The sequence below is a fragment of the Streptomyces sp. NBC_00091 genome (genome assembly GCF_026343185.1).
GTDB lineage: Bacteria > Actinomycetota > Actinomycetes > Streptomycetales > Streptomycetaceae > Streptomyces.
Map to the genome: position 1 here is coordinate 2,078,079 of NZ_JAPEMA010000001.1, position 24,817 is coordinate 2,102,895.

The window sequence follows — 24,817 nt, forward strand, 5'->3', positions numbered from 1 at the left end:
CGGCTTCACTGGCCATACCACCACTTCGGATAGGAGCGAGTGCCTTGAACGAGCCCCTCCCCCGTCGAACCCCGCTGGCCCGACAGCTCGAAGGCCAGCCCGACGCGCGCATTCCGTGGGACGCCTTCGCCGTCGAGGCCGACGTCACCAGCCAGTACGGCCAGCCCTCCCCGGCCCTGATCGCGAGGGCGAGGCGCGGCTGGCGCAAACTCGGCGACCTGCACGCCCGCACCGACACGGCCGGCGAGGACGGTACGGCGTGAGCGAGCCCCCTTCCTGGCTCTACGAGGGCGCCCGCGTCCTCGACCCCGCCAAGGACCGCGAAGGGATCATCCAGTTCATCGGCGAGTGGGAGGACCCGCAGACGCGGCGCGTCATCCCCCGCGCGATCTTCCTGCGCCCCGAGGGCGGCGGTGTCGAGTGGGTCGTCGCCGACCACCAGGCGCTCCGCCAGACCGACGCCCGCTGAACACCCAGACTCGAGCCATCCGGTGATCCTGGGCTCCCCGGCTCTCACGCGCGCCCCATGTACGCCACAGTGGGGGACCGCCCACACCGCAGGAGGATCCCGTGCACAAGCTGATCGCCCGTATCTGGCGCATCATCCGTGGCCCCATGCAGTGGCGTGTCCTGTGGCTGGCACACGCGAAATTCATGGTCGGCGTCACCGGCATCGTCCGCGACGACCAGGGGCGCGTCCTGCTGCTGCGCCACCGCATGTGGCCCGAAGGCCGCCAGTGGGGCCTGCCCACCGGCTACGCCGTCAAGGGCGAGGAATTCGGCGCCACCGTGGCCCGCGAGGTCAAGGAGGAGACCGGACTCGACGTCAAGGCCGGCCGCCTGGTGAACCTGAACAGCGGATACAAACTGCGCGTCGAGGTCGCCTACGAGGCTTCGTTCGTCGGCGGCGAAATCACCACCGACTCGTTCGAGATTCTGGAGGCACGATGGTTCTCCCCGGACGAACTGCCCAGCGGGCTGCAGGAGTCCCACCGGGCGCTGATCCTCGGGACAGCGGCCTGACCCTGGCCCCGAACGAGCACGCCATCGACCCCACGGGGGAGCTGGCCGGCCGACTGCTCGTACTGCGTACCGAGGACACCCTCACCCCCCAGCACCCCGGCATCCGGTTCCTGCCGCTCCCCTCCGCCCTGGCCGAATGGCGGACCGCCGGACACGACATGCACCCTTTCCACGAAGGGGTGGAGCTGCTGCGCCTGCGGTACCGCGAGTTGGGCATGACCCGGCTGCTTCCGCCGGAGCGCGTGGTGATCGGGACCGAGTCCGCCGACACGGCCGCATGGGGAGGCTTCCACCACCCCAACCAGGGTTACCGGCACCTCCAGATGCGCGCCCTCATCACGATGTACGGGCCGCTGACCAGTACGCCGCAGAACCCGCCCCTGGCCGCGCTCGACCTGCTCCGCTCCTACGCCCACGACTGCCTCCACTACGGCTCGTACCGCAGCTACCGCCTTCGTAACGGCGAGATCGTCCGGAGCCAGTAGGGCGTCAACTTCCGCCGCCCCGACGGGCGCACCTACTCGGCGCCGGACACCGTCGACACACCAGGCACGCGCAATCTCGGCGTCGTCATGGAAGGGGCCTGCGACTGGGAGGCACGCGCCATCACCCGGCAGGCCGCCGAGCGGTGCGGCATCCAGGAACCCGGCGGACCGGACCGCTTCGCCTACCGCGACTCGACCGGACGCCTGGACGCCGCAGATGTCCGGCAGCTCACCTCCGGGCATGGTCTCGCACCCCAGGCCGGCGCCGCCCGGTTCCGCACCCCGTCGTACTGACGACCAAGGCCCCGCTTCATGCCTACCGGCGGAAGCGGGGGGCGTCGTCTTGGAACCCCTAGCCTGGGGCGCATGAGCAGCAGCAGCGAGTTCCATGAGGTCCTGCACTCCCTGCGGGTGTGGGACAGCCCGCTCCCCGGCTTCGATGCCGCGGCCGCGCCCGGGGAGCCGCTCGCCCTGTTCCGGGAGTGGTTCGTCCACGCCGCCCGGGCGGGGCAGCCCGAGCCGCACACGATGAGCCTGGCGACGGTGGACTCCGAGGGGCGGCCCGACGTACGCGTGCTCATGCTGCACGACGCCGACGAGCGCGGCTGGCACTTCGCCTCGCACTCCACGAGCGCCAAGGGCCGCCAGCTGGCGGGGCGGGCCGAGGCGGCGCTGTGCTTCTACTGGCCGTCGGTGGCGCGGCAGGTGCGGATCCGGGGCCGGGTCCTCGTGTGCGGGCCCGAGGAGAGCCGGGCGGACCTGGCGGTGCGCTCGCGCGGGGCGCTGGCGGCCGCGCTGACGGGGCGGCAGAGCGAGGTGCTGGGCTCGGGCGAGGAGCTGGTGCGGGCCTCGGCGGCGGCGTGGGAGCGGGCGGGGGCGGAGCCGGACGCGCCGGCGCCGACCTGGACGCGGTACGTACTCGAGCCCGCCGAGGCCGAGTTCTTCCAGGGCGACGCCGCGCGGCGGCACATCCGCCTGCGCTACCGGCGCACCGCCGGGGGCGCGTGGCTGCGGGAGCTGCTCTGGCCCTAGGGAGTCATCCCGTACGGCCGGAAGACCGCCAGCCAGACCCCCTCCGCCGCCTCCCGGAAGGAGACGCGCAGGGGCATGCCGACGCGGAGGTCCTCGTACGGGCAGTCGACGACCTCGGTCATCATCCGGGGTCCCTCCGCGAGGTCGACGACGGCCGCCGCGTAGGGGACGCGCGTACCGAAGGGCGGGAGGTCGTTGCGGTGGACCACCGACCAGGTGTAGAGCGTCGCGCGGCCGCTCGCCGGCTCCCAGGTCACCCGGTCCTCGCCGGCCCAGCACGAGGGGCAGAACTCGCGCGGGTAGTGGTGGGCGCGCCCGCAGTCGGCGCAGCGGCGCAGCAGCAGGCGGCCTTCGGCGGCGGCGTCCCAGTAGGGGCGGGTGAACTCGTCCGTCTCGGGGAGGTCGTACCGTACGGCGCTCAAAGGAGGATTCCGATCGTCGCGTCGAGGGACCAGGTCTGCCAGGACAGGGTGAGGAGCGCGACGAGCGAGATGAGCGCCATCATCGCGTTCTGCCCCTGCTCGGCCCAGTCGTGGATCATCAGGACCAGGTAGAGCAGGTTCAGCAGCAGCCCGCCGACGAGGGCGACCGGGGTGAGGAAGCCGAGCACCAGGCCGAGCCCGAGCGCGAGTTCGGCGTAGACGACCACGTACGCCATCAGCTTGGGCCTCGGCTGGACGACCTTCTCGAAGCCGCTCTTCACGAAGGGCCAGCGGTGCTTGCCGGCGACGTCGGCGGCCCAGGCGATGCCCGTGCCGCGCTCGAACCAGCCCTTCTTGTCCTTGTGCCGCCAGCTCTCCAGCCACCACAGGCCGAGGCCTATCCGCAGCACGGCGAGCCATTCGGCCCCGGTGAGCCAGACGGTCTGCATGGGGCGCCCTCCATCATTTGATCTGACGGTACGTCAGTTCAGCCGATCGGGGTCGATCCCGCAAGGCACCCCTGGTGCTTTGGGGCGAAACCCGCCGCCGAAGCCGAGCCGCGATGTCCGACCCGGGATGGTTTGTGCTGATCTATGGCGGGCGCCAGCGGCGCCGTCTGTCACTCAGCAGCGAAAGGTGCATGTTCGTGAGTCGAGGAACATACGGGCCGAACCGGGCGCGGCGGCTGCGCGCGCTCTCCACTCTGGGCGCGATGGGTCTGGTCGCCGGACTCGCTTCCGGCATGCTGGCCCCACCGGCCGGCGCCGACCCGGCCCCCACGGCGGCGGTCGCGGAGAACCCGCACGGCAAGAACCCCGTCGCGTGCGACGGGCAGGTCTACGTCTCCTTCGGCAACCCGGAGGACCAGCTCTACACCGCCGACAGAGGCCCCGGGGCGGTCCAGTTCTCGCCACTGGGCGACCCGACGCCGTTCCTCTACAACGCCATCGGGGTCAACCCGGAGGACCGCTTCCTCTACGGGACCAGCTTCGGCGGCGCGGACAACGAGCTGATCCGGTTCGACGGCCACGGGAAGTTCACCAACCTCGGCCCCATCGAGGGCCTGCCGTCCGACCTCTACATCTCGGGCACGTTCGACGACGAGGGCAACTACTACATCCTGGCCGACAACAACCGGCTCATCTACCGGGTCGGGATCGACCACCACGGCAAGGCCTCGGTGACGGGGACCATCGACGTCGAGGAGCTGGAGGACCAGGCCCTCGACATCTTCGACATCGCCTTCCGTGACGGGTTCCTGTGGGGCTCCACCGAGGCGGGCGCCATCGCCCGCATCGACATCGCCAACGAGAGCGTGGACTTCTTCCCCGGCGTCCTGCCCGGCGGCGAGGACTTCGGCGGCGTCTTCGTCTACGGCAACGGCGACCTCGGCTTCTTCCGCAATTCCGGCACGCTCCACCGGCTGCACGTGAAGAACGCCGCCGCCGCCAGCCCCGAGTTCACCGTCCTGTCCGTGCAGGACACCACCCCGGCGACGAACCTCGACGCCACCTCCTGCTTCCTCGACTCCTCCGCCGACCTGGCAGTGCACAAGCGCGCCCCCAAGACCGTCGAGTCGGGCGCGACGGTGACCTACCGCATCACCGTGCGCAACGAGGGCAAGGAGGGGAAGAAGGGCAAGAAGGGCGGCGACTCCTCCGGCTGGTCCCTGACCGACCGCATCCCGTCGCAGATCCTGAACCCCGCCACGACGACCGAGGGGTGCACGATCACCGACGGCACCCTCTCCTGCACGGGCGGACCGCTGCAGAAGGGCCACCACGAGCAGATCACGGTGACGGGGACCGCCGCAGAGGTGACGGAGGCCACCACCGTGTCGAACACCGCCACGGTGTTCGGTGACGACGCGGACCCGCACAAGGCCAACAACACGGACACCGCGACCACCGAGATCACCCCGCGCCCGCAGAGCTAGCCGGCTCACACCATGAAGGACCCGGATGCCGGCGGGCATCCGGGTCCTTCCCGTATCGGGCGGACACCTCCCTACGGGGTGTCGAACAGCCGCCCGTAGCCCCTGACCCCGTCCACCGGGGCGCCCGCCGCGCGCAGGGCGGCCCAGAGCAGCACCTGGTTCGCGGTCAGCACCGGCCGGCCCAGCTCCGCCTCCAGGGCCCCGATCACCCCGACGGCGCGGAAGCCGTTCCCGCCGACGACCACCGCCTCGGCCCCGTCGGGAACCTGCTCCAGCACCCAGCCGTACAGGGCCTCCGGCCGGATCAGCGCCTGCCCGCTGGGCAGCCCGCACGGGGCGGCGTACGGGACCTCGAACCCGGCCTCCTCGTAGTAGCCCCGCCCCAGGTCGCTCAGGGTGGCGTCGAACCACGGCGGGTCGACGAGCGCGAGCCGCCCGATCCCGAGCAGCCGCAGCGCCTCCACGACGGCGGCGCAGGTGGCGACCACCGGCAGGCCGCGGGCGCGCTCGCGCAGCCGGTCCAGCATGTACGCCTCCCCGCGCGCGCCGATCACGTAGGCGGAGCTGGTGAAGGCGTAGGCGATCGCCGCCACCGGCGCGCCCGCCAGCAGCTCGGCGGCGTCGTCCACGTGCGGGGGCTCGGCGAAGGCCCGTACCGGGGCGAGCGGCACGGTGAGCCCCATCGTGCCGCCGGGCCCCATCGCCGCGAACGGCACCCGGGCGGTGTGCAGGCCCACCTCGGGCGGGGCCATGGCGCGCAACTCCGACTCGGGGCCGACATCGGCGTGGGGGGTGAGGACACCGAGCCGGACGCGTACGTCCCACCCGTCGGGCTGCCACATCGCGCACTCCTCTCGGGGGCTGGATGACCCACTTTGTCAGCATTCGCTCCGTAGCGGCGGCGGGCCGCGCCGGGCCGGCGCCCGCCCGTGATCGATCCGCAATCGATTCCCTCCTTGACCGAGACCCATCAACGCTGGGTGTCGATACGCTCACTCCTCATGCCCGAGCCCGACCTGACCTCCACCCAGCCCCGCCCCGTGTACGTGATCGGCGCGGGCCCCGGCGGCCTCGCCGTCGCCGCCGCACTGCGCGCCCGCGGGGTGCGCGCCGTGGTCGTCGAGCGGTCCGGCGCGGTCGGCGCCTCCTGGCGGGGCCACTACGACCGGCTGCGCCTGCACACCACCCGCCGACTGTCGGCCCTCCCCGGACTGGCGATCCCGCGCCGCTTCGGACGCTGGGTCGCTCGCGCCGACGTGGTCCGCTACCTGGAGAAGTACGCCGAGCACCACGAGCTGGAGCTGGTCACCGGCGTCGAGGTGACCCGGATCGAGCGCGCCGCCGACGGGGAGGGCTGGACCCTGCACGCCTCCGGCGGGCGGCTGCTGGCCGCCGGCGCGGTGGTGGTGGCGACGGGCTACAACCACACCCCGGCGCTCCCCGACTGGCCGGGCCGGGAGACGTACACCGGGCAGCTGCTGCACGCCGCCGGCTACCGGAACCCGGGCCCCTACGCGGGGCAGGACGTGCTCGTCGTCGGCGTCGGCAACACCGGCGCCGAGATAGCCGTGGACCTCGCCGAGGGCGGGGCCGCGCGGGTGCGGCTCGCCGTGCGCACCGCCCCGCACATCGTGCGCCGCTCCACCCTGGGCTGGCCGGCGCAGTGCACGGGGATCCTGGTGCGCAGGCTGCCGGTGCGGCTCGTGGACCGGCTCGGGGCGCTCGTCGCCAAGGCCTCCGTCCCGGACCTGACGGCGTACGGGCTCCCGCGCCCGGAAGCCGGGCTGTACAGCAGGGTGCGGGAGGGGGCGATCCCGGTGCAGGACGTCGGCCTGATCGACGCCGTGCGCGCGGGGCGGGTGGAGCCGGTGGCCGCGGTCGCCTCCTTCGACGGAGCCGGCGTACTCCTCGCGGACGGTACGCGGATCACCCCGGACGCGGTGGTCGCGGCGACCGGCTACCGGCGCGGGCTGGAGGGCCTGGTCGGCCACCTGGGCGTGCTGGACGAACGCGGACGGCCCCTCGTACACGGCGCCCGCAGCCCGGAGCAGGCCCCGGGGCTGTACTTCACCGGCTACACGAACCCGATCAGCGGCATGCTCCGCGAGCTGTCCCGCGACGCGGCGAAGATAGCCAAGGCCCTCTCGCGCGGGTAGCGACGCTAGGCCGAATCGGGTCTGGCCCCTCGCCGGACGGATCTGACACCGTTCAACACACCACCTCCACGACCTTTCCTGCGCAACCCCATTCCTGACGGCGCGTCAGTTCAGTAATCTGACAACGCGTCAGCTACAGACGATTCCATCGGGGTTCATCGAGCAGGGAGCGGGCGAAGCGATGCTTGGATCTACTCACGGCACCCTCACCACCGACTTCCGCGCACGCGTCGAGGCCTGCGGGGAGACCCCCAGGACGGCCGTCCACTCCACCGCGGCCCCCTCCACAGAGGACTCGGCCGCGCTGGACGTCAGCGGCCGGCCCCTGCACTCCGACGTGCCCGACCTGGACCGCTTCTTCCGGCCCGAGTCCGTGGCGGTCATCGGTGCCTCCGACGCCGACGGCAGGCCCAACACCGGCATCACCCGGCAGCTCATCGCCTGGGCCGAGCGCGTCGGCGCCCGCGTCCACCCGGTGCACCCGACCCGCACCGCCGTCTTCGGGCTGCCCTGCCACGCCTCCGTGGCCGACCTGCCCGAACAGGTCGACCTCGCGGTCCTCCTCGTGGCGGACCCGGTCCCGGTGATCGAGGAACTGGCCGACACGAAGGTCAAGTTCGCCGTCGCCTTCGCCTCCGGATTCGCCGAGACCGGCGACGCGGGCGCCGCCGCCCAGGCCCGCCTGGCCGCCGCCGTCCGCCGCTCCGGCCTGCGCCTGCTCGGCCCGAACACCAACCTCAACGCCTTCGAGAGGTTCCGGGACGACCTCGACGGCCCGGCCATCGCCCTCATCACCCAGTCCGGGCACCAGGGCCGGCCCGTCTACACCCTCCAGGAGCTGGGCATCCGCCTCTCCCACTGGGCCCCCACCGGCAACGAGGCCGACCTCGAGACCTCCGACTTCATCTCCTACTTCGCCGAGCGGCCCGAGGTCGGCGCCATCGCCTGCTACGTCGAAGGCCTCAAGGACGGCCGCGCCTTCCTCCTCGCCGCCGACCGCGCCGCCCGCAACAAGGTCCCGGTCGTCGCGGTCAAGGTCGGCCGCACCGAGACCGGCGCCCGCACGGCCGCCTCCCACACCGGCAAGCTCACCGGGGCCGACACCGTCGTGGACGCCGCCATGCGGCAGTTCGGCGTCATCCGCGTCGACGGCCTGGACGAACTCCAGGACACCGCCGCCCTCCTCGCCCGGGCCCGCCCCCCGCAGGCCGACGGGGTGGTCGTCTACTCCATCTCCGGCGGCACCGGCGCCCACTTCTCCGACCTGGCCACCGAGGCCGGCCTCACCCTCCCCGCCCTCTCGGAGCCCAAACAGGCCGAGCTCCACCAGTGGATCCCGCCCTACCTCAACGTCGCCAACCCCGTCGACAACGGTGGCCACCCCGTCGGCGACTGGCGGGGCCGCAAAATAATCGACGCGATCCTGGCCGACCCCTCCGTCGGCGTCCTGATCTGCCCGATCACCGGCCCCTTCCCCCCGATGAGCGACAAGCTGGCCCAGGACCTGGTCGACGCGGCGGAAGCCACGGACAAACTCATCTGCGTGATCTGGGGCTCCCCCGTCGGCACCGAGGACGCCTACCGCACCACCCTCCTCGGCTCCTCCCGCGTGGCCACCTTCCGCACCTTCGGCAACTGCATCACCGCCGTCCGCGCCTACCTCGGCCACCACCGCTTCACCGCCTCGTACCGCTCCCCCTTCACCGACGCCCCCCGCACCCCCTCCCCCTCCCACCGCAAGGCCCAGGCCCTGATGCGCCCCGGCCAGCAGCTCAGCGAACACGCGGCGAAGCAGCTCCTGCGCGCCTACGGCATCCGCGTCCCGCGCGAACAGCTCGTCACGAGCGCGGCGGCGGCCGTCCGGGCGGCGGGCCTGGTCGGCTACCCGGTCGTCATGAAGGCCTCGGGCCCCCAGCTGGCCCACAAGACGGAACTCGGCCTGGTCAAGGTCGGCCTCACCTCGGCGAGCCAGATCCGCGACGCGTACCGCGAGCTGACGGACATAGCCCGCTACGAGAACATCCCGCTCGACGGGATCCTGGTCTGCCAGATGATCGAACGCGGCGTCGAGATGGTCGTCGGCGTCACCCAGGACGCCCTCTTCGGCCCCACCGTCACCGTCGGACTCGGCGGGGTCCTGGTGGAGGTCCTGGGCGACGCGGCGGTCCGCGTACCCCCCTTCGGGGAGGACCAGGCCCGCACGATGCTCCGCGAACTCCGCGGCCACGCCCTCCTGGAGGGCGTACGGGGCGCACCCCCGGCGGACGTGGACGCGCTGGTGGAGGTCATCCTGCGGGTCCAGCGGATGGCGCTGGAACTGGGCGACGACCTCTCCGAGCTGGACATCAACCCCCTGATGGTCCTCCCCCGCGGGCAGGGCGCGGTGGCGCTGGACGCGCTGGCCATCTGCCGCTGACGGTGGCCCTGGCCGCTGCGCGGGCTGCTCCCCACCCCACCCTTCGCCCGTTCCCTGGGGCTCCGCCCCGGACCCCGCGCCTCAAACGCCGGCGAGGCTGGGGGTGCGGCGGGGCTGGGATGGCGCCAGCCGGACCGGATGGGACTGCGCCAGCACGGGGTCGCGCACGTAAGGGGACGGGGGCGGGGTGGGGTGTCGTCCGGGACTAAAACGAGATGAATTCGGCGCAAACCACCGCCCCGCAAACCAAGCACCGCCAAGGCGCCGAACATCGAAGCCCGTCCCGGACGACACCCCACCCCGCCCCCGGCCCCGACCCACCCGCAGCCACCACCACAGGAGCGCACCGCCATGGACGAGATCCTGCACCGCGTAGACGCCAACGTCTCCTGGATCACCCTCAACCGCCCCGACGCCATGAACGCCCTCACCTGGGACCAACGCGAGCGCGTCATCGCCCTGCTCGCCGACGCCTCCGCCGACCCCGGCATCCGCGCCGTCGTCGTCACCGCCACCGGCAAGGGCTTCTGCGCGGGCGCCGACCTCCGGAGCAGCGGCCCCAGCAGCACCACCACCGACCGCGTCGTCGGCGACATCTCCCGCATGATCCGCCAAGGCGCCCAACGCCTCATCACCGCGGTCCTCGACTGCGAGAAACCCGTCATCGCCGCGGTCAACGGCACCGCCGCCGGCATCGGCGCCCACCTCGCCCTCGCCTGCGACCTCGTCATCGCCGCCGAACCGGCCCGCTTCATCGAGGTGTTCGTCCGCCGCGGCCTCGTCCCCGACGGCGGCGGCGCCTACCTCCTCCCCCGCCTCCTCGGCCCGCAGAAGGCCAAGGAACTGCTGTTCTTCGGCGACGCGGTCCCCGCCCAGGAGGCCGCCCGCCTCGGCCTGGTCAACAAGGTGGTCCCGGCCGACGAACTGGAGGCGGCCGCCCGCGACTGGGCGGAGCGCCTCGCCCAGGGCCCCACCCGCGCCCTCGCGCTCACGAAGCAGCTGGTCAACGCCTCCCTGGACAGCGACCGGGCGACGGCGCTCGCCGCCGAGGCCACCGCCCAGGAGCTCAACATGGCCACCGCCGACGCGAACGAGGGCGTGGCCGGCTTCGTGGAGCGCCGCACACCGAAGTACCTGGGCCGCTAACCCACCAACGGGCCCCTACATCCGCGGATTCGGCTTCAGCAGCGCGAACACCGCCCCCGCCGGGTCGGCGCCCCACGCGATCCGCCCGACGTCCGGCACGTTCGCCGCCGGCATCAGCACCCCGCCGCCGTTCGCCTCGATCGCCGCGACGGTGGCGTCCACGTCCGCCACGTGGAAGTACGGCACCCACCGCGGCACCATGGCCGACGCCCCGCCCGCGCCCTCACCCTGCGGCGCCACCCCGCCGAAGGACGTCTCGCGCTGGTCGCCGTCGGCGGTGCTCAGCACCCGGTACGTCATCCCGGGCGCCTCCATCTCCTCGGACCGCCACCCGAACAGCCCGCCGTAGAAGGCGAGGGCCGCGTCCGGGTCCGGTACGTGCAGCTCCGCCCACACCAGGCTGTTCTCGGCGGAGGCCAGCTCCAGTCCGGCGTTCTTCCCCGGCTGCCAGCAGGCGAACTCCGCGCCCTGCGGGTCGGTGAACTGCCCCATCCAGCCCTCCCCCATGACGTCCATGGGCTCCGTCCGCACCCGGCCGCCCGCGGCCTGCACCACGCGGGCCGTGCTCTGGATGTCCGGGGTGTTGAAGTACAGCATCCACGCGGACGTCGCCCCCTCGTCGGTGAGCGGGCCGATCGCGGCCACGGTCTTCCCGTCCACCTGGAAGAACCCGTACCCCCCGGCCTCGGGTCCGGCGGAGACGAACCGCCACCCGAGGACGGCTTCGTAGAAGGCCGCCGCCCGGGGCACGTCGGGGCTCCCGAGGTCGAGCCAGTTGGGCGATCCGGTACGGAAGTCGGTGCCGAGCATGGGAGTCCTCCAGCGGGTGCGGCGACACGGTCGCTGGCCACCATGCCCACCCCCCGCCCCCGCGACCGCGTACGGCCCTGCACGCCCGGGCGGATTCACCCGATCGGCGGGCCCGCCACGCCCAGCGATCAGGGCCGGACACCCCCCAGCACCATCCCGACCCCGGCACCATCCCGACCCCGGCGACCGGCAGCACCGCGAGCCCGGCGACCCAGGCCCACATCAGGCCGAAGGGGAGCCCGCGCCGCGGCGGTGACCGGCAGGGCGAACCACCCCACACCCACCCCTTCCCATCTGACGAACCGTCAGCTTCAATCGTCCATGTGATGGGACACGCAGGGATGGCGGCCACCGTCGTCCGATACCTCAGGTCAGCCGGCTCCCCCACCTCGGCCGGACACGTCGACGCCCTGCCCCGCCCCGACCTGCGGGCCGTCGGCGAGGACGAGCGCGCGCCCGTCAGCCCCGCCGAGTTCCGGGCCGTACTGGGCAACTTCGCGAGCGGGGTCACGATCATCACCGCCCCGGCCGCGGACGGCGAGGAGGGCCCGGCCGGCTTCGCCTGCCAGTCCTTCGCCTCGCTCTCCCTCGACCCGCCCCTGGTCACCTTCATGGTGGCCCGTACGTCGACCACCTGGCCGCGGATCGCCCGCGCCGGGGTGTTCTGCGTCAACATCCTCGGCGCCGGGCAGGGCGAGCTGTGCCGGGCCTTCGCGGTGAGCGGCGCCGACAAGTTCGCCGGGGTGCCGCACCGGCCCGCACCCGCGACCGGATCCCCGCAGCTGGACGACGTACCGGCCTGGATCGACTGCCGGATCCATGCCGTCCACACCGGCGGGGACCACCTGATCGTCGTGGGCCGCGTCGAGGCCATGGGCGCCGCCGGCGAGGGCGACCCGCTCCTCTTCCACAAGGGCCGCTTCGGCCGCCTGGCCGACTGACCCACACCGGGCCCGGGCACCCGTACGCACACCGGACCCGCACCGGGGCCGCACCGGGGCCGGGGCCGGGGCCACCCGGTACGCACCCGTACGCGCACCGGGCCCACCCCCCACCCTCAGAACGTGAGCACCCCCCGCGCCACCCGCCCGTGCTGCGCGTCGTCCACGGCCTTGGCGAAGTCCTCCACCGGGTAGACCTCCGTCACCAGCTCGTCCAGCAGCAGCTTCCCCTGCCGGTACAGCTCGGCGTACAGCGCGATGTCGCGCTGGGGCCGCGAGGACCCGTACCGGCAGCCCATGATCGTCTTGTCCAGGTACAGGGACGAGACCAGGAACGACGCCTCCTCCCTGAAGCCCGGCACCCCGAGCAGCACCGCCTGCCCGTGCCGGTCGAGGAGGTCGACGGCCTGGCGGATCAGCTTGACGTTGCCCACGCACTCGAAGGCGTGGTCGGCGCCCGTCGGCAGGATCTCCCGCACCGCCGCCGAGGAGTCGGGAACGGCGGAGGCGTCGATGAAGTGGGTGGCGCCGAACTGCCGGGCCACCGCCTCCTTCGCCGGGTTCGCGTCCACCGCCACGATCGTCGTGGCCCCCGCGATCCGGGCGCCCTGGAGGACGTTCAGCCCGATCCCGCCGGTGCCGATGACGACCACCGTCTCCCCCCGGTCCACCCTGGCCCGGTTCAGCACCGCCCCCACGCCCGTCAGCACCCCGCAGCCGATCAGCGCGGCCGAGGTCAGCGGGATGTCCTCGGGGATCTTCACCGCCTGCACGGCCTTGACGAGGGTCCGTTCCGCGAAGGCCGAGTTGGAGGCGAACTGGAACAGCGGCTGCCCGCCCCGCGAGAAGGGCTGCCCCGGCATCCCGATCGCCTTGCGGCACATCGTCGGCCGGCCGCGGTCGCAGTCCGCGCACGCCCCGCAGTTGGCGAGGGTGGACAGCGACACGTGATCACCGGGCGCCACGTGCGTCACCCCCGGCCCCACCGCCTCGACCACACCCGCCCCCTCGTGCCCGAGCACGACCGGCGGCGGGAAGGGGATCGTCCCGTCGATCACCGACAGGTCGCTGTGGCACAGCCCGGCCGCCGCTATCGCGACCAGCACCTCCCCCGGCCCGGGGTCCCGGATCTCCAGGTCCCCGACCACCTGGGCCTGCTTGCCGTCGAACACGACGCCTCTCACCTGGGCTCCTTAGGCAGGCCGAGCACCCGCTCGGCGATGATGTTCCGCTGGATCTCGTCCGAGCCGCCGTAGATCGTGTCGGCCCGGGTGAACAGGAACAGGCGCTGCTCCTCGTCGAGCCCGCGTTCGTACGGCGCCCCGTGCGCCCAGAGCCCCGGCCCGGCCGTCGCCACCGCGCCCCGCACCGCCACCGCCAGCTCCCCGAGCCGCCGGTGCCACCCGCCCCACAGCAGCTTCGCCACGCTGGGCGCGCCCGGCCCGCCCTCGGCGCCGAGGGTGCGCAGCGCGTTCCACCGCATGGTGCGCAGCTCGGCCCACTGCCGGACGAGGCGCTCGCGCAGGACCGGATCCGGCGCGCCCGAAGCCGCGTAGGCCCGGACCACCCGCTCCAGTTCGGCCGCGAAGCCGATCTGCTGGACGAGCGTGGAGACGCCCCTTTCCAGGGCGAGCAGGCCCATGGCCACGGCCCAGCCGTTGCCCTCGCCGCCGACGACCTCGGAGGCGACGGCGCCGTCGAGGAAGACCTCGTTGAACTCGGCGGTGCCCGACATCTGCCGGATCGGCCGGACGTCGACCTTGCCCGGCTGGTCCATCCGTACGAGGAGGAAGGACAGCCCCCGGTGCCGCTGGGACCCGGCCTCGGTCCGCGCCAGGACGAAGCACCAGTCGGCGTCCTGGGCAAGGGAGGTCCAGATCTTCTGCCCGGTGACGCGCAGCAGCCCGTCCGCGCGGTCGCGTACGGCCGCCGTGCGCAGGCCGGCCAGGTCCGATCCGGCGCCCGGTTCGGAGTACCCCTGGCACCACAGCTCCTCGCCGCGGGCGATGGCGGGCAGGAAGCGGTCCTTCTGCTCCGGGGAGCCGTAGGCGATCAGCGTCGGTGCGAGGAGGTTCTCGCCGATGTGGCCGACCCGTGCGGGGGCGCGCGCGGCCGCGTACTCCTCGGCCCACACCACCTGTCCGGTGAGGGAGAGCGGGCGGTTGCCGTACCCCTGTTCCGCCCAGCCCTGGCCGATCCAGCCGCCGCGGCCCAGCTCGCGCTCCCACGCGCGCCGGGTCTCGACCCCCTCGTGCTCACTGCCGGGCCCGCCGAGGCCGATGGCCTCCTCGTACGGGCCCACGAGGTGCTCCGCCAGCCACGCCCGGGCGCGCCCGCGCAGCTCCTCGTCCTCGGCGCCGAAGCCGAAGTCCATGTCCCCGTGCCCCCTTACGCGTTGGGGCGGTCCTTGGCGGCCGCCGCCTTGGCCATGGCCTCCAGCTGCGCGAGCATCGGCATCGGGTCGGTGCCCACCGTCCCGGGCAGGAAGTCGGCGATCTTCTCGGGGGTCCAGGAGCCTTCGGCGTAGCCGGCGCGCAGTTCGCGCGGCTGCGCCCAGACGGCGATCTTGGGGCCGGCGATCGTGTAGACCTGCCCGGTGATGCCCTCCTCCTTGGCCCGGTCGCTGAGCAGGTAGGTCACGAGCGCGGCGACGTCCTCCGGCTCCCCGATCTCCTTGAGCTCCATCGGCACGTTCGCCGACATCCGCGTCCGCGCGACGGGCGCGACGGCGTTGGCGGTGACCCCGTACTTGTTCAGCCCGAGCGCGGCGCTGCGTACGAGGGAGATGATCCCGCCCTTGGCGGCGCTGTAGTTGGCCTGGGCGACGGAGCCCTGGTGGTTGCCGCTGGTGAAGCCGATGAGGGTGCCGCCGCCCTGCCGCCGCATCACGGCGGAGGCGGCGCGGAAGACGGTGAACGTGCCCTTCAGGTGGGTGGCGACGACGGGGTCCCACTCCTCCTCGGACATGTTGAAGAGCATCCGCTCGCGCAGGATGCCGGCGACGCAGACCACCCCGTCGATGCGCCCGTACCGGGCGAGGGCGGTGTCGACGATGCGTTGTCCGCCCGCCATGGTGGAGATGTCGTCGGCGACGGCGACGGCCTCCCCGCCGGCGGCGGTGATCTCCTTCACCACCCCCTCGGCGATCTCGCTGGTCGGCTCCCCGCCCTCGATCCCCACCCCGTAGTCGTTGACGACGACCTTGGCGCCCTCGGCGGCGGCGGCGAGGGCGACGGCCCGGCCGATGCCCCGGCCGGCGCCGGTGACGGCGACGACCTTCCCTGTCAAGAAGTTCCCCACGCCCGACCCCTTCCCGCGTTTTCTGACGGTCCGTTAGATTCTATGACCAGTCAGATCCCTTCACACAAGCCCTAGGAGCTGATGGCCGGTGACCCTCCCCCCCGAGTTCCACGACATCGCCAAGCGGATCAACAACTGGGGCCGCTGGGGCGCCGACGACGAGATCGGGACCCTGAACCTGATCACCGACGAGGTCGTACGGGCAGCCGCGGCCGAGGTCCGCACCGGCCGCCGCATCCCCCTCGCCCTCCCGCTCAAGGAGGACGGGGTGCAGGCGGGCCTGATCCCCGGGCGGATCAACCCGCTGCACACGATGGTGCAGATCAACCAGGAGATCTTCGGGCCGGGCACGGTGGCGTGCAGCGACGACGCCGTGACGATGGGGCTCCAGTCGGCCACCCACTGGGACGCCCTGACCCACGTCTCGCACTCGGGCAGGATCTACAACGGCCGCCCGGCCTCCTCGATCACCGCGCACTCCCGCGCCCTGTTCAGCGGCATCGAGAAGGCGACGCCCATCGTCTCGCGCGGGGTCCTCCTGGACGTGGCGCGCGCCAAGGGCCTGGACCGCCTCCCGGGCGACCACGCGGTCACCCCGGAAGACCTGGCGGAGGCGGAGGAGTTCGGTGGAGTGACGGTCCGCCCGGGGGACATCGTCCTCGTCCGCACCGGCCAGATCCAGGTCTACCTGGCGGGCGACAAGCACGGCTACGGCTTCCCCTCGCCCGGCCTCTCCGTCCGCACCCCGGAGTGGTTCCACGCCCGGGACGTGGCGGCCGTCGCGAACGACACGCTCACCTTCGAGATCTTCCCGCCCGAGATCGAGAACCTCTGGCTGCCGGTGCACGCCCTCGACCTGGTCGAGATGGGCATGCACCAGGGCCAGAACTGGAACCTCGAAGCCCTGTCCACAGCCTGTGCGGAAGCCGGCCGCCACAGCTTCCTGCTCTCCGCGATGCCGGAACCTTTCGTCGGCGGCACCGGCACCCCGGTGGCACCGGTCGCGGTCCTCTGACCCGCCGCATCACGCCACGCACCGACCGCTCTCCGCCCACACCCGCACCGGCCAGCCAAAACAATGCATGTACCACACATCTGATCGAAAACAGCTGTGCCGCGTGGGACGGACACACTGTGGAGGTATCCGCCCAAGAGCCGTGAGTCGACCGATTCCCCCCTTCATGACATGTCCCGATTTCGGAACGATGAGTCCCGCGACTCCCAGGCCACCGCCACGAGCGGTTGGCTTCCTGGCTGCCGAAGAAGAGGGGAACAACCATGTCACCGCGCAGGATCCTCGCGATGATGACCGCGACCGCGGCACTGATCGCGGGCCCGGTACTGACCGCCGAGGCCTCGACCTCACCGCAGACCACCTTCTCCCAGCAGACCCGCGCCGCCGGGCTGACCGCCGCCCAGGCGGCCCAGCTCCAGCAGCGGGTCGACACCGTCCTCGCCACGGACGCGCAGGCCCGCCAGGTCTCCGCGAACAAACTGACCATCGCCGGCGGAGACCTGGTCCTCAGGGCCCCGGGCCAGCGCGAAACCCGCGACCTGGCCGCCCCGGACGCGGCCCTGGCCTGCGCCAACGGCCACCTGTGCATCAAGGACGGCACCGGCAGCACCTACGACTACTACTACTGCGGCTACTACGACTTCAGCGGCGTCGGCGACGGGACCTTCAACAACAACCAGAGCTCGGGCACCCGGGCCCGCTTCTACAACCAGAACGGCAGCGAGCGCTGGTCGAACGTCGCCAAGGACACCGGCACGGCGGCCTGGAGCCCCGTCTACCACATCCGCCCCTGCTGACCCCGCCCCCGTAAGCCCACCCGCCCGTGCCCCGCCCCCTCCGGCGCCGGCACGGGCGCCTCCACTCACGTCATCGCTCCCGAACCGGCCGGACGAGACCCAGCTCACACCCCGAACCCCCGGAGCGGTGTCACGTTCCGCCGCACCCGCCTGTCCCATCCGCAGAGGGGCATCCGCACGGAGCCCCGCAGGGCCGTGCAGGCGGGGGAGAACCGACATGGGCAACATGACCGACACAGGACAGAAGCAGCACGTCGTGGTGGTGGGAGCCGGATACGCGGGCATGACGGCGGCCCTGCGCGTCAGCCGCCGGCACCGGGTGACGCTCGTCGACCCGAAGGAATGCTTCGCCGAGCGGATCCGGCTCCACGAACGGGCGGCCGGCCGCGCCGGAACACCCATCGCCCTGCGGGAACTCGTCGCCGGACGGGACATCACCCCGGTCACGGCGAAGGCCGCCTCGATCGACCCGGACACCCGCACGGTCCGCCTGGACAACGGCGCCACCCTCACCTACGACCGCCTGGTCTACGCCCTGGGCAGCAGCACCGACACCACCCGGGTACCCGGCATCACCGAGCACGCCTACACCCTGGAACAGGCCCGGGAGCTCAGCGACCGGCTGGCCCACGGAACCGGCACGGTCACCATCGTCGGGGGCGGCACCACCGGCATCGAACTGGCCGCGGAACTCGCCGAGTCGGCCGGCGCCACCTGGCGGGTCCGCCTGGTCACGGGAAGCAAGCCCGGGGGCGGCCTGTCCGCAGCCGGACGGGCGTACGTGTGCAGCTCCCTGGAAGGCCTGGGCGTCCGCCTGCACCCGCACACCCGGGTCCGAGCCGTCCACGGCGGCGGGCTGTCGACCGACCGCGGCGAGCTGGCCTCGGACGTCGTGGTCTGGGCTGCCGCGTTCACCGTTCCGTCCCTGGCCGCCGAGGCCGGGCTCCGCGTGGACGAACGGGGACGCGCGCTGGTGGACGGAGCCATGCGCTCGCTGTCCCACCCCGACGTGTTCGTCGTGGGCGACGCGGCGCGCGTGACGGTGCCCGGCGCCGGGGAGCTCCGCATGGCGTGCGCGACGGCGATGCCCACCGGAGCGCACGCCGCCGAGTCCATCGAAGCGCTCTCCCGCGGCCGCGAGCCCCGGCCGCTCCGGTTCCGCTACCTGGCCCAGTGCATCAGCCTCGGCCGCCGCGACGGCATCATCCAGCCGGTCCGCACCGACGACTCGGCGCACCGCCTGGTGATCACCGGCCGCCCGGCCGCCCGCATCAACGAGTGGATCAACCGCTACACCCTCAACTCCCTCCACGCGGAACGCCGCCGCCCCGGCACCTACCGCTGGGCCAAGCCCCTACTCCCCTCCTGAAGCCCGGCGGCCCCCCGCCCGGGGGCGCAGTCGTACACGTACCCGGTCACGCACCCAGCCACCAGCGCGACCTCGCCGGCGATCTCCGGCGTACTACCTCGCCCTCACCCCCACCCACCACACGTCGAACTGACCCCACACCGCATCCAGTCACAGCCCACCGCTTTCCGGCCGGACCCAACTCCCCACCCCCTTTCACATTTGTGTTCGCAACATCCCACGGGATAGACAGGGAGACTCGCGCACATAAATCGATCTCCGGGGGGCGGGGGAGAAGTGACGGACCACGTACCGATCAATCCGTGCACGATCCCGCAGTTCACGGGCGACCTTGACCTGCTGGAGACGAACAGGAACGCGATCGCGACCGCGGCGGGCACCTTCCGCGACGCGGGTTCGAACGTCGACTCCGAGTTCCAGGGCCTGTCCGCGTTCTACACGGCGCCGGAGGCGGCGCAGTTGTTCGCGACGACCAAGCCGGTCAAGACCGACAGTGATTTCTTCGCGGACCAGCTGGAGTCGGCGGCGAAGGCGCTGGGCGAGTACGTCACCGAGGCGCGCCCGATCGTGGCGCGGCTGAAGGAGCTCCAGGCGAAGGCCACCACCTTCACCAACAAGATCAGCGGGGACGAGCACTGGAAGGACGACGGGGACAAGATCGATGAGAACAACGATCTGATCCACGACGTCAACGCGGCCGTCTCCGCCTTCTGGGCGGCCGAGCGGACCTGTGCGAACAAGATCCGCGCCTTGTACTGTGCGCCGCCGCTGACCGCCGACGACGGCTCGCACGGCGCGAACATGTACGGCTACAAGGGCGAGGACCTCAACAAGGCGCAGGACCTGCCGTGGGGTTCGCAGCTGGAGGAGACCCACCGCTGGTACGAGATCGGTCACTGGGCGAAGTCCTTCGTCTGGGACGGCCTGATCGTCGACGGCATCTGGGGCACGATCCGCGGCCTGGGCACCCTCGTCGGCGTCGATGGCTGGGACAAGGCGGGGCAGGCCTGGGTGGGTCTGGCGAAGCTGGCGACCGGTCTGGCGATCACCACCATCCCGGGCGTCGGCACGGCGTTCTGGATGGCCGACGACAAGCAGCTCCCGGGCTGGCTGCGTGACTCGCGCACGGCGATGAAGGAGACCGGCAAGGCGCTGGTCGCGTGGGACGAGTGGGGCAAGAACCCGGCCCGCGCGGCGGGTGCGGTCACCTTCAACGTCCTGACCACCGTCTTCACCGGCGGCGCCGGTACGGCCGCCAAGGCGGGCTCGGTCGCGAAGGTGATCAGCGTGGCCGGCAAGGCGGGCAGGCTGATCGACCCGATCACCTACATCGGCAAGGCCGGCTCGCTGGCCAAGCTGAAGATCGGCGACCTCTTCGCGAACCTGGGCAAGGTCGACGGGGCCTTCCCGAAGCTCGACGACGTGGTCTGGAAGGACCTCCCCAAGGCCGACGCCCCGGGCGTCAAGTTCCCGCACCCGGACGACACGGTCCGCCTGCCCGACGACGCGCTGGGCCGCCCCCAGTACTACGACAAGACCACCAACCAGCTCCTGGACCACAAGGGCCTGCCCAAGCAGGACCTCACCTCGGTCCCCAAGGGCCCCGACCACCCCCTGGCCGAGGTCCCCAAGCGCCAGGAAGTCACCGTCGGCGCCCCGGCCCACTCGGTGGACGCCACGACCCACACCCCGGGCGGCACGACCACCCACACCCCGGGCGGCACCGCCGACAACATGCCGCACAACAACCACACCGAACCCGGCGGCAACGGCACGACCCCAGGCCACGGCAACACGGACACCACCCCCACCGGCGGCGGCCACGGCGACAGCCCGGGCACGGGCGGCGACCACGGCGGCATCCCGCACCAGGGCGACGGGCCCGTCGGCTCTGGTCACACGAACGATCCGTCCGTTCCGGGGCAGGGCCACTCGGATCTCCCTCATTCCGGCAGTCACGATGGGACTGCGGATCACCCTGAGCGCGGAACTGCGTCCACACCGGCCGAGGCGATTTCTCCGGAGACCCGACTGCCGGACCCGGACGGCAGGCTCCCGGCTGACCACGGTGAAAAGCTGCTGGACTTGTTCGACCTGGACAGTCCCCGCGTCACGGTGGCCGATGACGTCATCACCCACATTGACGGTAAGCCTGTTGATCAGTACCTCGATTCCCTCGCGGAGTCCAGGGCGCAGGTATACCGGGATGCCAAGGACGCCAAACAATTCGTCAAGGGCGATGTGGGTGCCTGCGTGGGTGCGGTCATGGACACGCGAACCGGCATCGCGATCGAGGGAATCAACGGGCGCCCGGACAACGTCATCCCCAAGGATCGGGTGCACCCGACCCTTCGGGCGATTTACGAGGAGATGGCTCCGAACAAGCCTCACCCGGACAAGCCTCTGGGGCACGCGGAAGTGAAGGCCACCAACGAATTGCTGTGGGCTCGCACTCGACTCGGGTTGCCGGACGGCGCGAACGCGCTCAAGGAAATTCGGGCTTCCGTTGAATTCCCCTTCATGAAGGACAGAACAACGGGGGTTATCGGCAGGGGTGCCCCCTTCTGTGCCAACTGTTACCATATGCTTCCCGGCGTTCCTTCGCCTCATGGCCGGTTCACGGGGTATCCGCCGTCTGACGAGAATTGGATTCCGTGATGAGCTCGGTGCGGCGCGTCGACGCTGACGATCCCGATGTTGACATCGATATGGGGCATCGAATGCTCTATCGAGACGAGTTGTTCACGGGGGAGGTGGCCGAGTATCAGGGTGAACAAATCGTCTGCCTTGACGTCTACCTCGACGGGGTCCGGAACGGCTTGTCTCGGATGTGGTATCCGGACGGCGCCTTGAAGCTGCAGGGAACGGTTCTTAACGGTGCTGCATCGGGTGAATTCCTGGAATGGCACCCCAATGGTGTTCTCAAGTCGCGAAAGTTCTTCGACGACGACATCTACTCCCTGAAGGAGGAGAGCGTCTGGGACGAGCAAGGCAACCTCGTCCGCGAATGGCATCGCGAAGAGGGGTGAGGCGCGTGGGCCTCGCCCCCTCCCGCCGGGAGCCTGCGGGTGAGGACCTGTGATCACGACCGAGCCCCTGGGGGAGTGGCTCTGGGAGCCACCCGCCGTGCTCGACGCTACCGAGAGTGGGGCTTCGAAGGCCCTTGCTCTGTTGGGGGAGGTCAGAGGCGTCCTGGTGCCCGGCGCCGGGGAGCTCCGCATGGCGTGCGCGACGGCGATGCCCACCGGAGCGCACGCCGCCGAGTCCATCGAAGCACTCTCCCGCTCCGGTTCCGCTACGTGGCCCAGTGCATCAGCCTCGGCCGCCGCGACGGCATCATCCAGCCGGTCCGCACCGACGACTCGGCGCACCGCCTGGTGATCACCGGCCGCCCGGCCGCCCGCATCAACGAGTGGATCAACCGCTACACCCTCAACTCCCTCCACGCGGAACGCCGCCGCCCCGGCACCTACCGCTGAGCAAAGCCCCTACTCCCCTCCTGAAGCCCGGCGGCGGGTGCGCGGCGGCCTCATGCCCGTGCCACGAGCCTGAACCAGACGGCCTTGACGCTGCTCCCCTGCGCCACGGCCGCCCAGTCGTCGGCGTACGCGGCGACGAGCGCGAGCCCCCGCCCGCACAGGTCCATCAGCCCGGCCCCGACCCCCGACGGCCACCGCTCGGGGGCGCAGTCGTAGACGTACACGGTCACGCACCCAGCCACCAGCGCGACCTCGACGGCGATCTCCGGCGTATCGGTGTGCCGGTACGCGTTGGTCACCACCTCGGACGCACACAGCCGCGCCCGCTCCGCCAGCTCCGGGTATCCGGCACTCCGCAGGACGGACACCACCCAGTCCCGCGCGATCCGGGCCGTATCGGCCCGACTCGGCGCGACCATCCGATAGGTGAGCCGTTCCTCCGGGGCCGGCTCGACATGACGTAAAGCGCTCGCGTTCATCGCAGTCATCTCCCCACGCGGTACGAGTTCGCGCTGCCTGCGCCATCCGTGGCAATGGCCGCCCCCAGGTGACATGTGCCCCAAGAGGCATGTCAGCGGCTGCACTTCGGTCTTACTGGCGCGTGCGACGCGGTGCTACGAGGACGACAGTAGCGAACGCGTATCAAGCTTGATACTGATTCCACTAAAGAGTGGGACTCGGTAGACCCCGCCCCCGCCAGCGGGCCACACTGAGAGCCGACAGGAGGGGAGCCGATGCCACCGAGGAAGGCCCCAACCGCGCGTCAGCGCCGCTTGGGTTCCGAGCTGAGGAAGATCCGCGAGCACGCAGGGATTTCACTCACGGACGCGGCAGCGCAGCTGAGCACCGACCGGACCACCATGAGCAGCATCGAAAGCGGCCGCTTCGGCGTGAGCAGCGAGCGCGTCCGGACATGGGCCAGCCACTACGCCTGCCCCGACGCCAACTACGTCGACGCCCTCGCGGCAATTGCCGCGGAACGCGGACGGGGCTGGTGGGACGACTACCGTGACGACCTCTCTGCCGGCGCCCTCGACCTCTCCGAACTCGAGCACCACGCCGTCGCGATCCGCGCCGTGCAGATCATGCACATGCCCGGACTGCTGCAGACCGAGGACTACGCGCGCGCCGTGTTCGAGGAGGCGGTTCCGGCACTGCGTCCGGTCGACCTGCGTCGCCGCCTCTCTCATCGGATGAGGCGCCGCGACGTCCTCGACCGCGCCGACGCGCCCGCTTTCACGTTCCTGATCCACGAGGCGGCGCTGCGGATGCGGTTCGGCGACCGCAAGATCACCAGCAATCAGCTCGACTACCTGCTGAAGCAGTCCGAACGGGACAACGTCACCGTACGAGTGATCCCGTTCGAGGTGGGCGGCTTCCCGAACGCCGGAAGCTCGACACTTTACGCACACGGCCCGGTGCCACAACTCGACACCGTCCAGACGGACACTCCAACCGGACCCGCGTTCCTCGATGCCGAGACGAGGCTCGCCAACTACCGGGCCGTCCTGGACCGGACGGAGGAAAGAGCGTACGACCCCGAACGGTCTCGCGATTTCATTCGCGAGATGGCGCAACAAGTGTGAAGGCGTGAGAACAGTGGAAATTCAGTGGCGCAAGTCCTCGAAGTCGACGGACGCCGAGGGCAACTGCCTGGAAGTCGCGGTGCAGGATGGCGAGATCCTCATGCGCGAGAGCGATGACCCCGGCGTCGTCATCAGGACGTCCCGAGCGAAGCTCAGGGCCTTCATCGACGGAGCCGCCGCAGGCGAGTTTGACGACCTCGCCTGAGACTCCAGCGACCCCTCCGGCCCCCTGCCCGCCACGGACAGGGGGCCGATCCATGCCCGCACCGCACAGGCCGTACAACTAGTTGACATATGCCGTATCACCCGTTAGGCGTCAAACAGTTGATACGGGCTTGCAGCCAGCGCTAACGTCGAACCACGTCGCCCGGCTCGGCCCGAGCGACGTAACTCCCCTTTCCCATGCGCCAGTTAGGGGGAGTGAATCAGTTGCCCCCTCCCCGCTGCTCGTCACAGCCCGGAGGGGGCAACTCTCCGCGACGGCAGGAGTTGCACATGCTCGCGCGACCCCACACCCCACACATCACCGCACCCCCGGCTCAGGACCACACGGTGGCGATCCTCACCGGCTACTGGTTCGAGGCCCTCTGCTACCCGGACGCCTACGACGATCCCCCCGAGCTCCTCGACCGCACCACGCTGGACACCCCGGAGGAGGCCATCCGCCTGATCCGCGTCCAGATCCGGACCACGCACCCCTTCGCCCTCTCCCCCACGGAAGTGGACCGGGCCCTCGCCTGGGCCGACGGTGGCGGCCGCATCCACGCCCTCGCCGCCCTCCACCGCGGCGAACCCGCCGGCTTCAGCATCGTCCTGCGCAACGGCCTGCGCCCCGAATGGCGCGTCCGCCCCGTCGACTACCTCGCCCTCACCCCCACCCACCCCGCGCCGCACCACACGTAGA

Annotated in this window: 28 protein-coding genes; 20 read left to right on the plus strand and 8 right to left on the minus strand. The window is 71.6% G+C overall.

What is annotated here, in order from left to right:
* The first annotated feature begins 44 nt into the window (after positions 1-44).
* From OOK34_RS09330 to OOK34_RS09355, 6 genes are all read left to right on the plus strand, one after another.
* Complete coding sequence (locus OOK34_RS09330) at positions 45-263, plus strand: hypothetical protein (protein ID WP_267033395.1); 219 nt, start codon at positions 45-47, stop codon at positions 261-263.
* On the plus strand, positions 260-469 hold the full coding sequence (locus OOK34_RS09335) for a hypothetical protein (protein ID WP_267033396.1): 210 nt from the start codon (positions 260-262) through the stop codon (positions 467-469). The genes OOK34_RS09330 and OOK34_RS09335 overlap by 4 nt, the downstream gene beginning before the upstream one ends.
* Positions 470-570: 101 nt before the next feature.
* The gene (locus OOK34_RS09340; protein ID WP_267033397.1) at positions 571-1,023 is read left to right on the plus strand and encodes an NUDIX domain-containing protein; all 453 of its coding nucleotides are present in this window, start codon (positions 571-573) and stop codon (positions 1,021-1,023) included.
* Positions 948-1,508, plus strand: coding sequence for a hypothetical protein (locus OOK34_RS09345; RefSeq protein WP_267033398.1), 561 nt, complete (start codon positions 948-950; stop codon positions 1,506-1,508). The genes OOK34_RS09340 and OOK34_RS09345 overlap by 76 nt, the downstream gene beginning before the upstream one ends.
* A gap of 87 nt (positions 1,509-1,595) precedes the next feature.
* Positions 1,596-1,802: a hypothetical protein gene (locus tag OOK34_RS09350; RefSeq protein ID WP_267033399.1), complete on the plus strand. Its 207-nt coding sequence runs from the start codon at positions 1,596-1,598 to the stop codon at positions 1,800-1,802.
* Between the two features lie 72 nt (positions 1,803-1,874).
* Complete coding sequence (locus tag OOK34_RS09355) at positions 1,875-2,540, plus strand: pyridoxal 5'-phosphate synthase (protein ID WP_267033400.1); 666 nt, start codon at positions 1,875-1,877, stop codon at positions 2,538-2,540.
* Here OOK34_RS09355 and OOK34_RS09360 read toward each other — a convergent pair.
* Together OOK34_RS09360 and OOK34_RS09365 are read right to left on the minus strand one after the other, a co-directional pair.
* Positions 2,537-2,962 (minus strand): Zn-ribbon domain-containing OB-fold protein, encoded by a 426-nt coding sequence (locus tag OOK34_RS09360; RefSeq protein WP_267033401.1) that lies wholly within the window; start codon positions 2,960-2,962, stop codon positions 2,537-2,539. The genes OOK34_RS09355 and OOK34_RS09360 overlap by 4 nt on opposite strands.
* Complete coding sequence (locus tag OOK34_RS09365) at positions 2,959-3,411, minus strand: DoxX family membrane protein (RefSeq protein WP_267033402.1); 453 nt, start codon at positions 3,409-3,411, stop codon at positions 2,959-2,961. Before OOK34_RS09365 ends, OOK34_RS09360 begins: the two co-directional genes overlap by 4 nt.
* A 197-nt stretch (positions 3,412-3,608) precedes the next feature.
* On the opposite strand from OOK34_RS09365, the gene OOK34_RS09370 reads away from it, so the two are divergent.
* Positions 3,609-4,898: a DUF11 domain-containing protein gene (locus tag OOK34_RS09370; protein WP_267033403.1), complete on the plus strand. Its 1,290-nt coding sequence runs from the start codon at positions 3,609-3,611 to the stop codon at positions 4,896-4,898.
* 71 nt (positions 4,899-4,969) lie between these two features.
* Here OOK34_RS09370 and OOK34_RS09375 read toward each other — a convergent pair whose 3' ends face one another.
* Entirely contained in the window at positions 4,970-5,740 is a 771-nt protein-coding gene (locus tag OOK34_RS09375; protein WP_267033404.1) for an aspartate/glutamate racemase family protein, read from the minus strand.
* Between the two features lie 159 nt (positions 5,741-5,899).
* Here OOK34_RS09375 and OOK34_RS09380 point away from each other — a divergent pair, with 159 nt between their 5' ends.
* The 3 genes from OOK34_RS09380 (at position 5,900) to OOK34_RS09390 (ending at position 10,616) form a co-directional block, all read left to right on the plus strand.
* Positions 5,900-7,054 (plus strand): NAD(P)/FAD-dependent oxidoreductase, encoded by a 1,155-nt coding sequence (locus tag OOK34_RS09380; protein WP_267033405.1) that lies wholly within the window; start codon positions 5,900-5,902, stop codon positions 7,052-7,054.
* Positions 7,055-7,235: 181 nt separating this feature from the next.
* On the plus strand, positions 7,236-9,470 hold the full coding sequence (locus tag OOK34_RS09385) for an acetate--CoA ligase family protein (RefSeq protein ID WP_267033406.1): 2,235 nt from the start codon (positions 7,236-7,238) through the stop codon (positions 9,468-9,470).
* A gap of 351 nt (positions 9,471-9,821) precedes the next feature.
* On the plus strand, positions 9,822-10,616 hold the full coding sequence (locus OOK34_RS09390) for an enoyl-CoA hydratase/isomerase family protein (RefSeq protein ID WP_267033407.1): 795 nt from the start codon (positions 9,822-9,824) through the stop codon (positions 10,614-10,616).
* A 15-nt stretch (positions 10,617-10,631) separates the two neighbouring features.
* On the opposite strand, the gene OOK34_RS09395 is transcribed toward OOK34_RS09390, so the two are convergent.
* On the minus strand, positions 10,632-11,426 hold the full coding sequence (locus OOK34_RS09395) for a VOC family protein (protein WP_267033408.1): 795 nt from the start codon (positions 11,424-11,426) through the stop codon (positions 10,632-10,634).
* Between the two features lie 341 nt (positions 11,427-11,767).
* On the opposite strand from OOK34_RS09395, the gene OOK34_RS09400 reads away from it, so the two are divergent.
* Complete coding sequence (locus OOK34_RS09400) at positions 11,768-12,367, plus strand: flavin reductase family protein (protein WP_267036677.1); 600 nt, start codon at positions 11,768-11,770, stop codon at positions 12,365-12,367.
* Between the two features lie 116 nt (positions 12,368-12,483).
* Here the strand turns inward: OOK34_RS09400 and OOK34_RS09405 are convergent, their stop codons facing one another.
* The 3 genes from OOK34_RS09405 to OOK34_RS09415 are packed head-to-tail and all read right to left on the minus strand — an operon-like array spanning position 12,484 to position 15,667.
* On the minus strand, positions 12,484-13,551 hold the full coding sequence (locus tag OOK34_RS09405; RefSeq protein WP_267033409.1) for a Zn-dependent alcohol dehydrogenase: 1,068 nt from the start codon (positions 13,549-13,551) through the stop codon (positions 12,484-12,486).
* Entirely contained in the window at positions 13,548-14,741 is a 1,194-nt protein-coding gene (locus OOK34_RS09410; protein WP_267033410.1) for an acyl-CoA dehydrogenase family protein, read from the minus strand. Before OOK34_RS09410 ends, OOK34_RS09405 begins: the two co-directional genes overlap by 4 nt.
* A gap of 14 nt (positions 14,742-14,755) precedes the next feature.
* Positions 14,756-15,667: an SDR family oxidoreductase gene (locus OOK34_RS09415; RefSeq protein ID WP_267033411.1), complete on the minus strand. Its 912-nt coding sequence runs from the start codon at positions 15,665-15,667 to the stop codon at positions 14,756-14,758.
* Positions 15,668-15,755: 88 nt separating this feature from the next.
* Between OOK34_RS09415 and OOK34_RS09420 the strand changes: the two genes are divergently transcribed.
* From OOK34_RS09420 to OOK34_RS09445, 6 genes are all read left to right on the plus strand, one after another.
* A complete protein-coding gene (locus tag OOK34_RS09420; protein ID WP_267033412.1) occupies positions 15,756-16,682 on the plus strand; it encodes a cyclase family protein in 927 nt (308 codons plus the stop codon).
* 263 nt (positions 16,683-16,945) lie between these two features.
* A complete protein-coding gene (locus tag OOK34_RS09425) occupies positions 16,946-17,479 on the plus strand; it encodes a hypothetical protein (RefSeq protein WP_267033413.1) in 534 nt (177 codons plus the stop codon).
* 217 nt (positions 17,480-17,696) lie between these two features.
* On the plus strand, positions 17,697-18,848 hold the full coding sequence (locus OOK34_RS09430; protein ID WP_267033414.1) for an NAD(P)/FAD-dependent oxidoreductase: 1,152 nt from the start codon (positions 17,697-17,699) through the stop codon (positions 18,846-18,848).
* 276 nt (positions 18,849-19,124) lie between these two features.
* Positions 19,125-21,506, plus strand: a complete 2,382-nt coding sequence (locus tag OOK34_RS09435; protein WP_267033415.1) for a hypothetical protein — start codon at positions 19,125-19,127, stop codon at positions 21,504-21,506.
* A complete protein-coding gene (locus OOK34_RS09440; protein ID WP_267033416.1) occupies positions 21,506-21,877 on the plus strand; it encodes a toxin-antitoxin system YwqK family antitoxin in 372 nt (123 codons plus the stop codon). The genes OOK34_RS09435 and OOK34_RS09440 overlap by 1 nt, the downstream gene beginning before the upstream one ends.
* A gap of 270 nt (positions 21,878-22,147) precedes the next feature.
* Positions 22,148-22,327: a hypothetical protein gene (locus OOK34_RS09445; protein ID WP_267033417.1), complete on the plus strand. Its 180-nt coding sequence runs from the start codon at positions 22,148-22,150 to the stop codon at positions 22,325-22,327.
* 50 nt (positions 22,328-22,377) lie between these two features.
* Here the strand turns inward: OOK34_RS09445 and OOK34_RS09450 are convergent, their stop codons facing one another.
* Positions 22,378-22,815 carry an ATP-binding protein gene (locus OOK34_RS09450; RefSeq protein ID WP_267033418.1) on the minus strand — a complete coding sequence of 146 codons (438 nt, stop codon included), beginning with the start codon at positions 22,813-22,815 and terminating at the stop codon, positions 22,378-22,380.
* A 246-nt stretch (positions 22,816-23,061) separates the two neighbouring features.
* Between OOK34_RS09450 and OOK34_RS09455 the strand changes: the two genes are divergently transcribed.
* The 3 genes from OOK34_RS09455 (at position 23,062) to OOK34_RS09465 (ending at position 24,816) form a co-directional block, all read left to right on the plus strand.
* Positions 23,062-23,913, plus strand: coding sequence for a Scr1 family TA system antitoxin-like transcriptional regulator (locus OOK34_RS09455; protein WP_267033419.1), 852 nt, complete (start codon positions 23,062-23,064; stop codon positions 23,911-23,913).
* 13 nt (positions 23,914-23,926) lie between these two features.
* Positions 23,927-24,118, plus strand: coding sequence for a DUF397 domain-containing protein (locus OOK34_RS09460; RefSeq protein WP_266576452.1), 192 nt, complete (start codon positions 23,927-23,929; stop codon positions 24,116-24,118).
* A 290-nt stretch (positions 24,119-24,408) separates the two neighbouring features.
* A complete protein-coding gene (locus tag OOK34_RS09465; protein WP_267033420.1) occupies positions 24,409-24,816 on the plus strand; it encodes a hypothetical protein in 408 nt (135 codons plus the stop codon).
* Position 24,817: the final 1 nt, after the last annotated feature.

Excerpts from the sequence above, each read along its gene's own strand:
- OOK34_RS09345 (WP_267033398.1), top strand. The coding sequence starts at position 948 with ATGGTTCTCCCCGGACGAACTGCCCAGCGGGCTGCAGGAGTCCCACCG.
- OOK34_RS09350 (WP_267033399.1), top strand. The coding sequence starts at position 1,596 with ATGGAAGGGGCCTGCGACTGGGAGGCACGCGCCATCACCCGGCAGGCC.
- OOK34_RS09355 (WP_267033400.1), top strand. The coding sequence starts at position 1,875 with ATGAGCAGCAGCAGCGAGTTCCATGAGGTCCTGCACTCCCTGCGGGTG.
- OOK34_RS09365 (WP_267033402.1), bottom strand. The coding sequence starts at position 3,411 with ATGCAGACCGTCTGGCTCACCGGGGCCGAATGGCTCGCCGTGCTGCGG.
- OOK34_RS09375 (WP_267033404.1), bottom strand. The coding sequence starts at position 5,740 with ATGTGGCAGCCCGACGGGTGGGACGTACGCGTCCGGCTCGGTGTCCTC.
- OOK34_RS09380 (WP_267033405.1), top strand. The coding sequence starts at position 5,900 with ATGCCCGAGCCCGACCTGACCTCCACCCAGCCCCGCCCCGTGTACGTG.
- OOK34_RS09385 (WP_267033406.1), top strand. The coding sequence starts at position 7,236 with ATGCTTGGATCTACTCACGGCACCCTCACCACCGACTTCCGCGCACGC.
- OOK34_RS09390 (WP_267033407.1), top strand. The coding sequence starts at position 9,822 with ATGGACGAGATCCTGCACCGCGTAGACGCCAACGTCTCCTGGATCACC.
- OOK34_RS09395 (WP_267033408.1), bottom strand. The coding sequence starts at position 11,426 with ATGCTCGGCACCGACTTCCGTACCGGATCGCCCAACTGGCTCGACCTC.
- OOK34_RS09400 (WP_267036677.1), top strand. The coding sequence starts at position 11,768 with ATGGCGGCCACCGTCGTCCGATACCTCAGGTCAGCCGGCTCCCCCACC.
- OOK34_RS09410 (WP_267033410.1), bottom strand. The coding sequence starts at position 14,741 with ATGGACTTCGGCTTCGGCGCCGAGGACGAGGAGCTGCGCGGGCGCGCC.
- OOK34_RS09425 (WP_267033413.1), top strand. The coding sequence starts at position 16,946 with ATGTCACCGCGCAGGATCCTCGCGATGATGACCGCGACCGCGGCACTG.
- OOK34_RS09430 (WP_267033414.1), top strand. The coding sequence starts at position 17,697 with ATGGGCAACATGACCGACACAGGACAGAAGCAGCACGTCGTGGTGGTG.
- OOK34_RS09440 (WP_267033416.1), top strand. The coding sequence starts at position 21,506 with ATGAGCTCGGTGCGGCGCGTCGACGCTGACGATCCCGATGTTGACATC.
- OOK34_RS09450 (WP_267033418.1), bottom strand. The coding sequence starts at position 22,815 with ATGACTGCGATGAACGCGAGCGCTTTACGTCATGTCGAGCCGGCCCCG.
- OOK34_RS09455 (WP_267033419.1), top strand. The coding sequence starts at position 23,062 with ATGCCACCGAGGAAGGCCCCAACCGCGCGTCAGCGCCGCTTGGGTTCC.
- OOK34_RS09465 (WP_267033420.1), top strand. The coding sequence starts at position 24,409 with ATGCTCGCGCGACCCCACACCCCACACATCACCGCACCCCCGGCTCAG.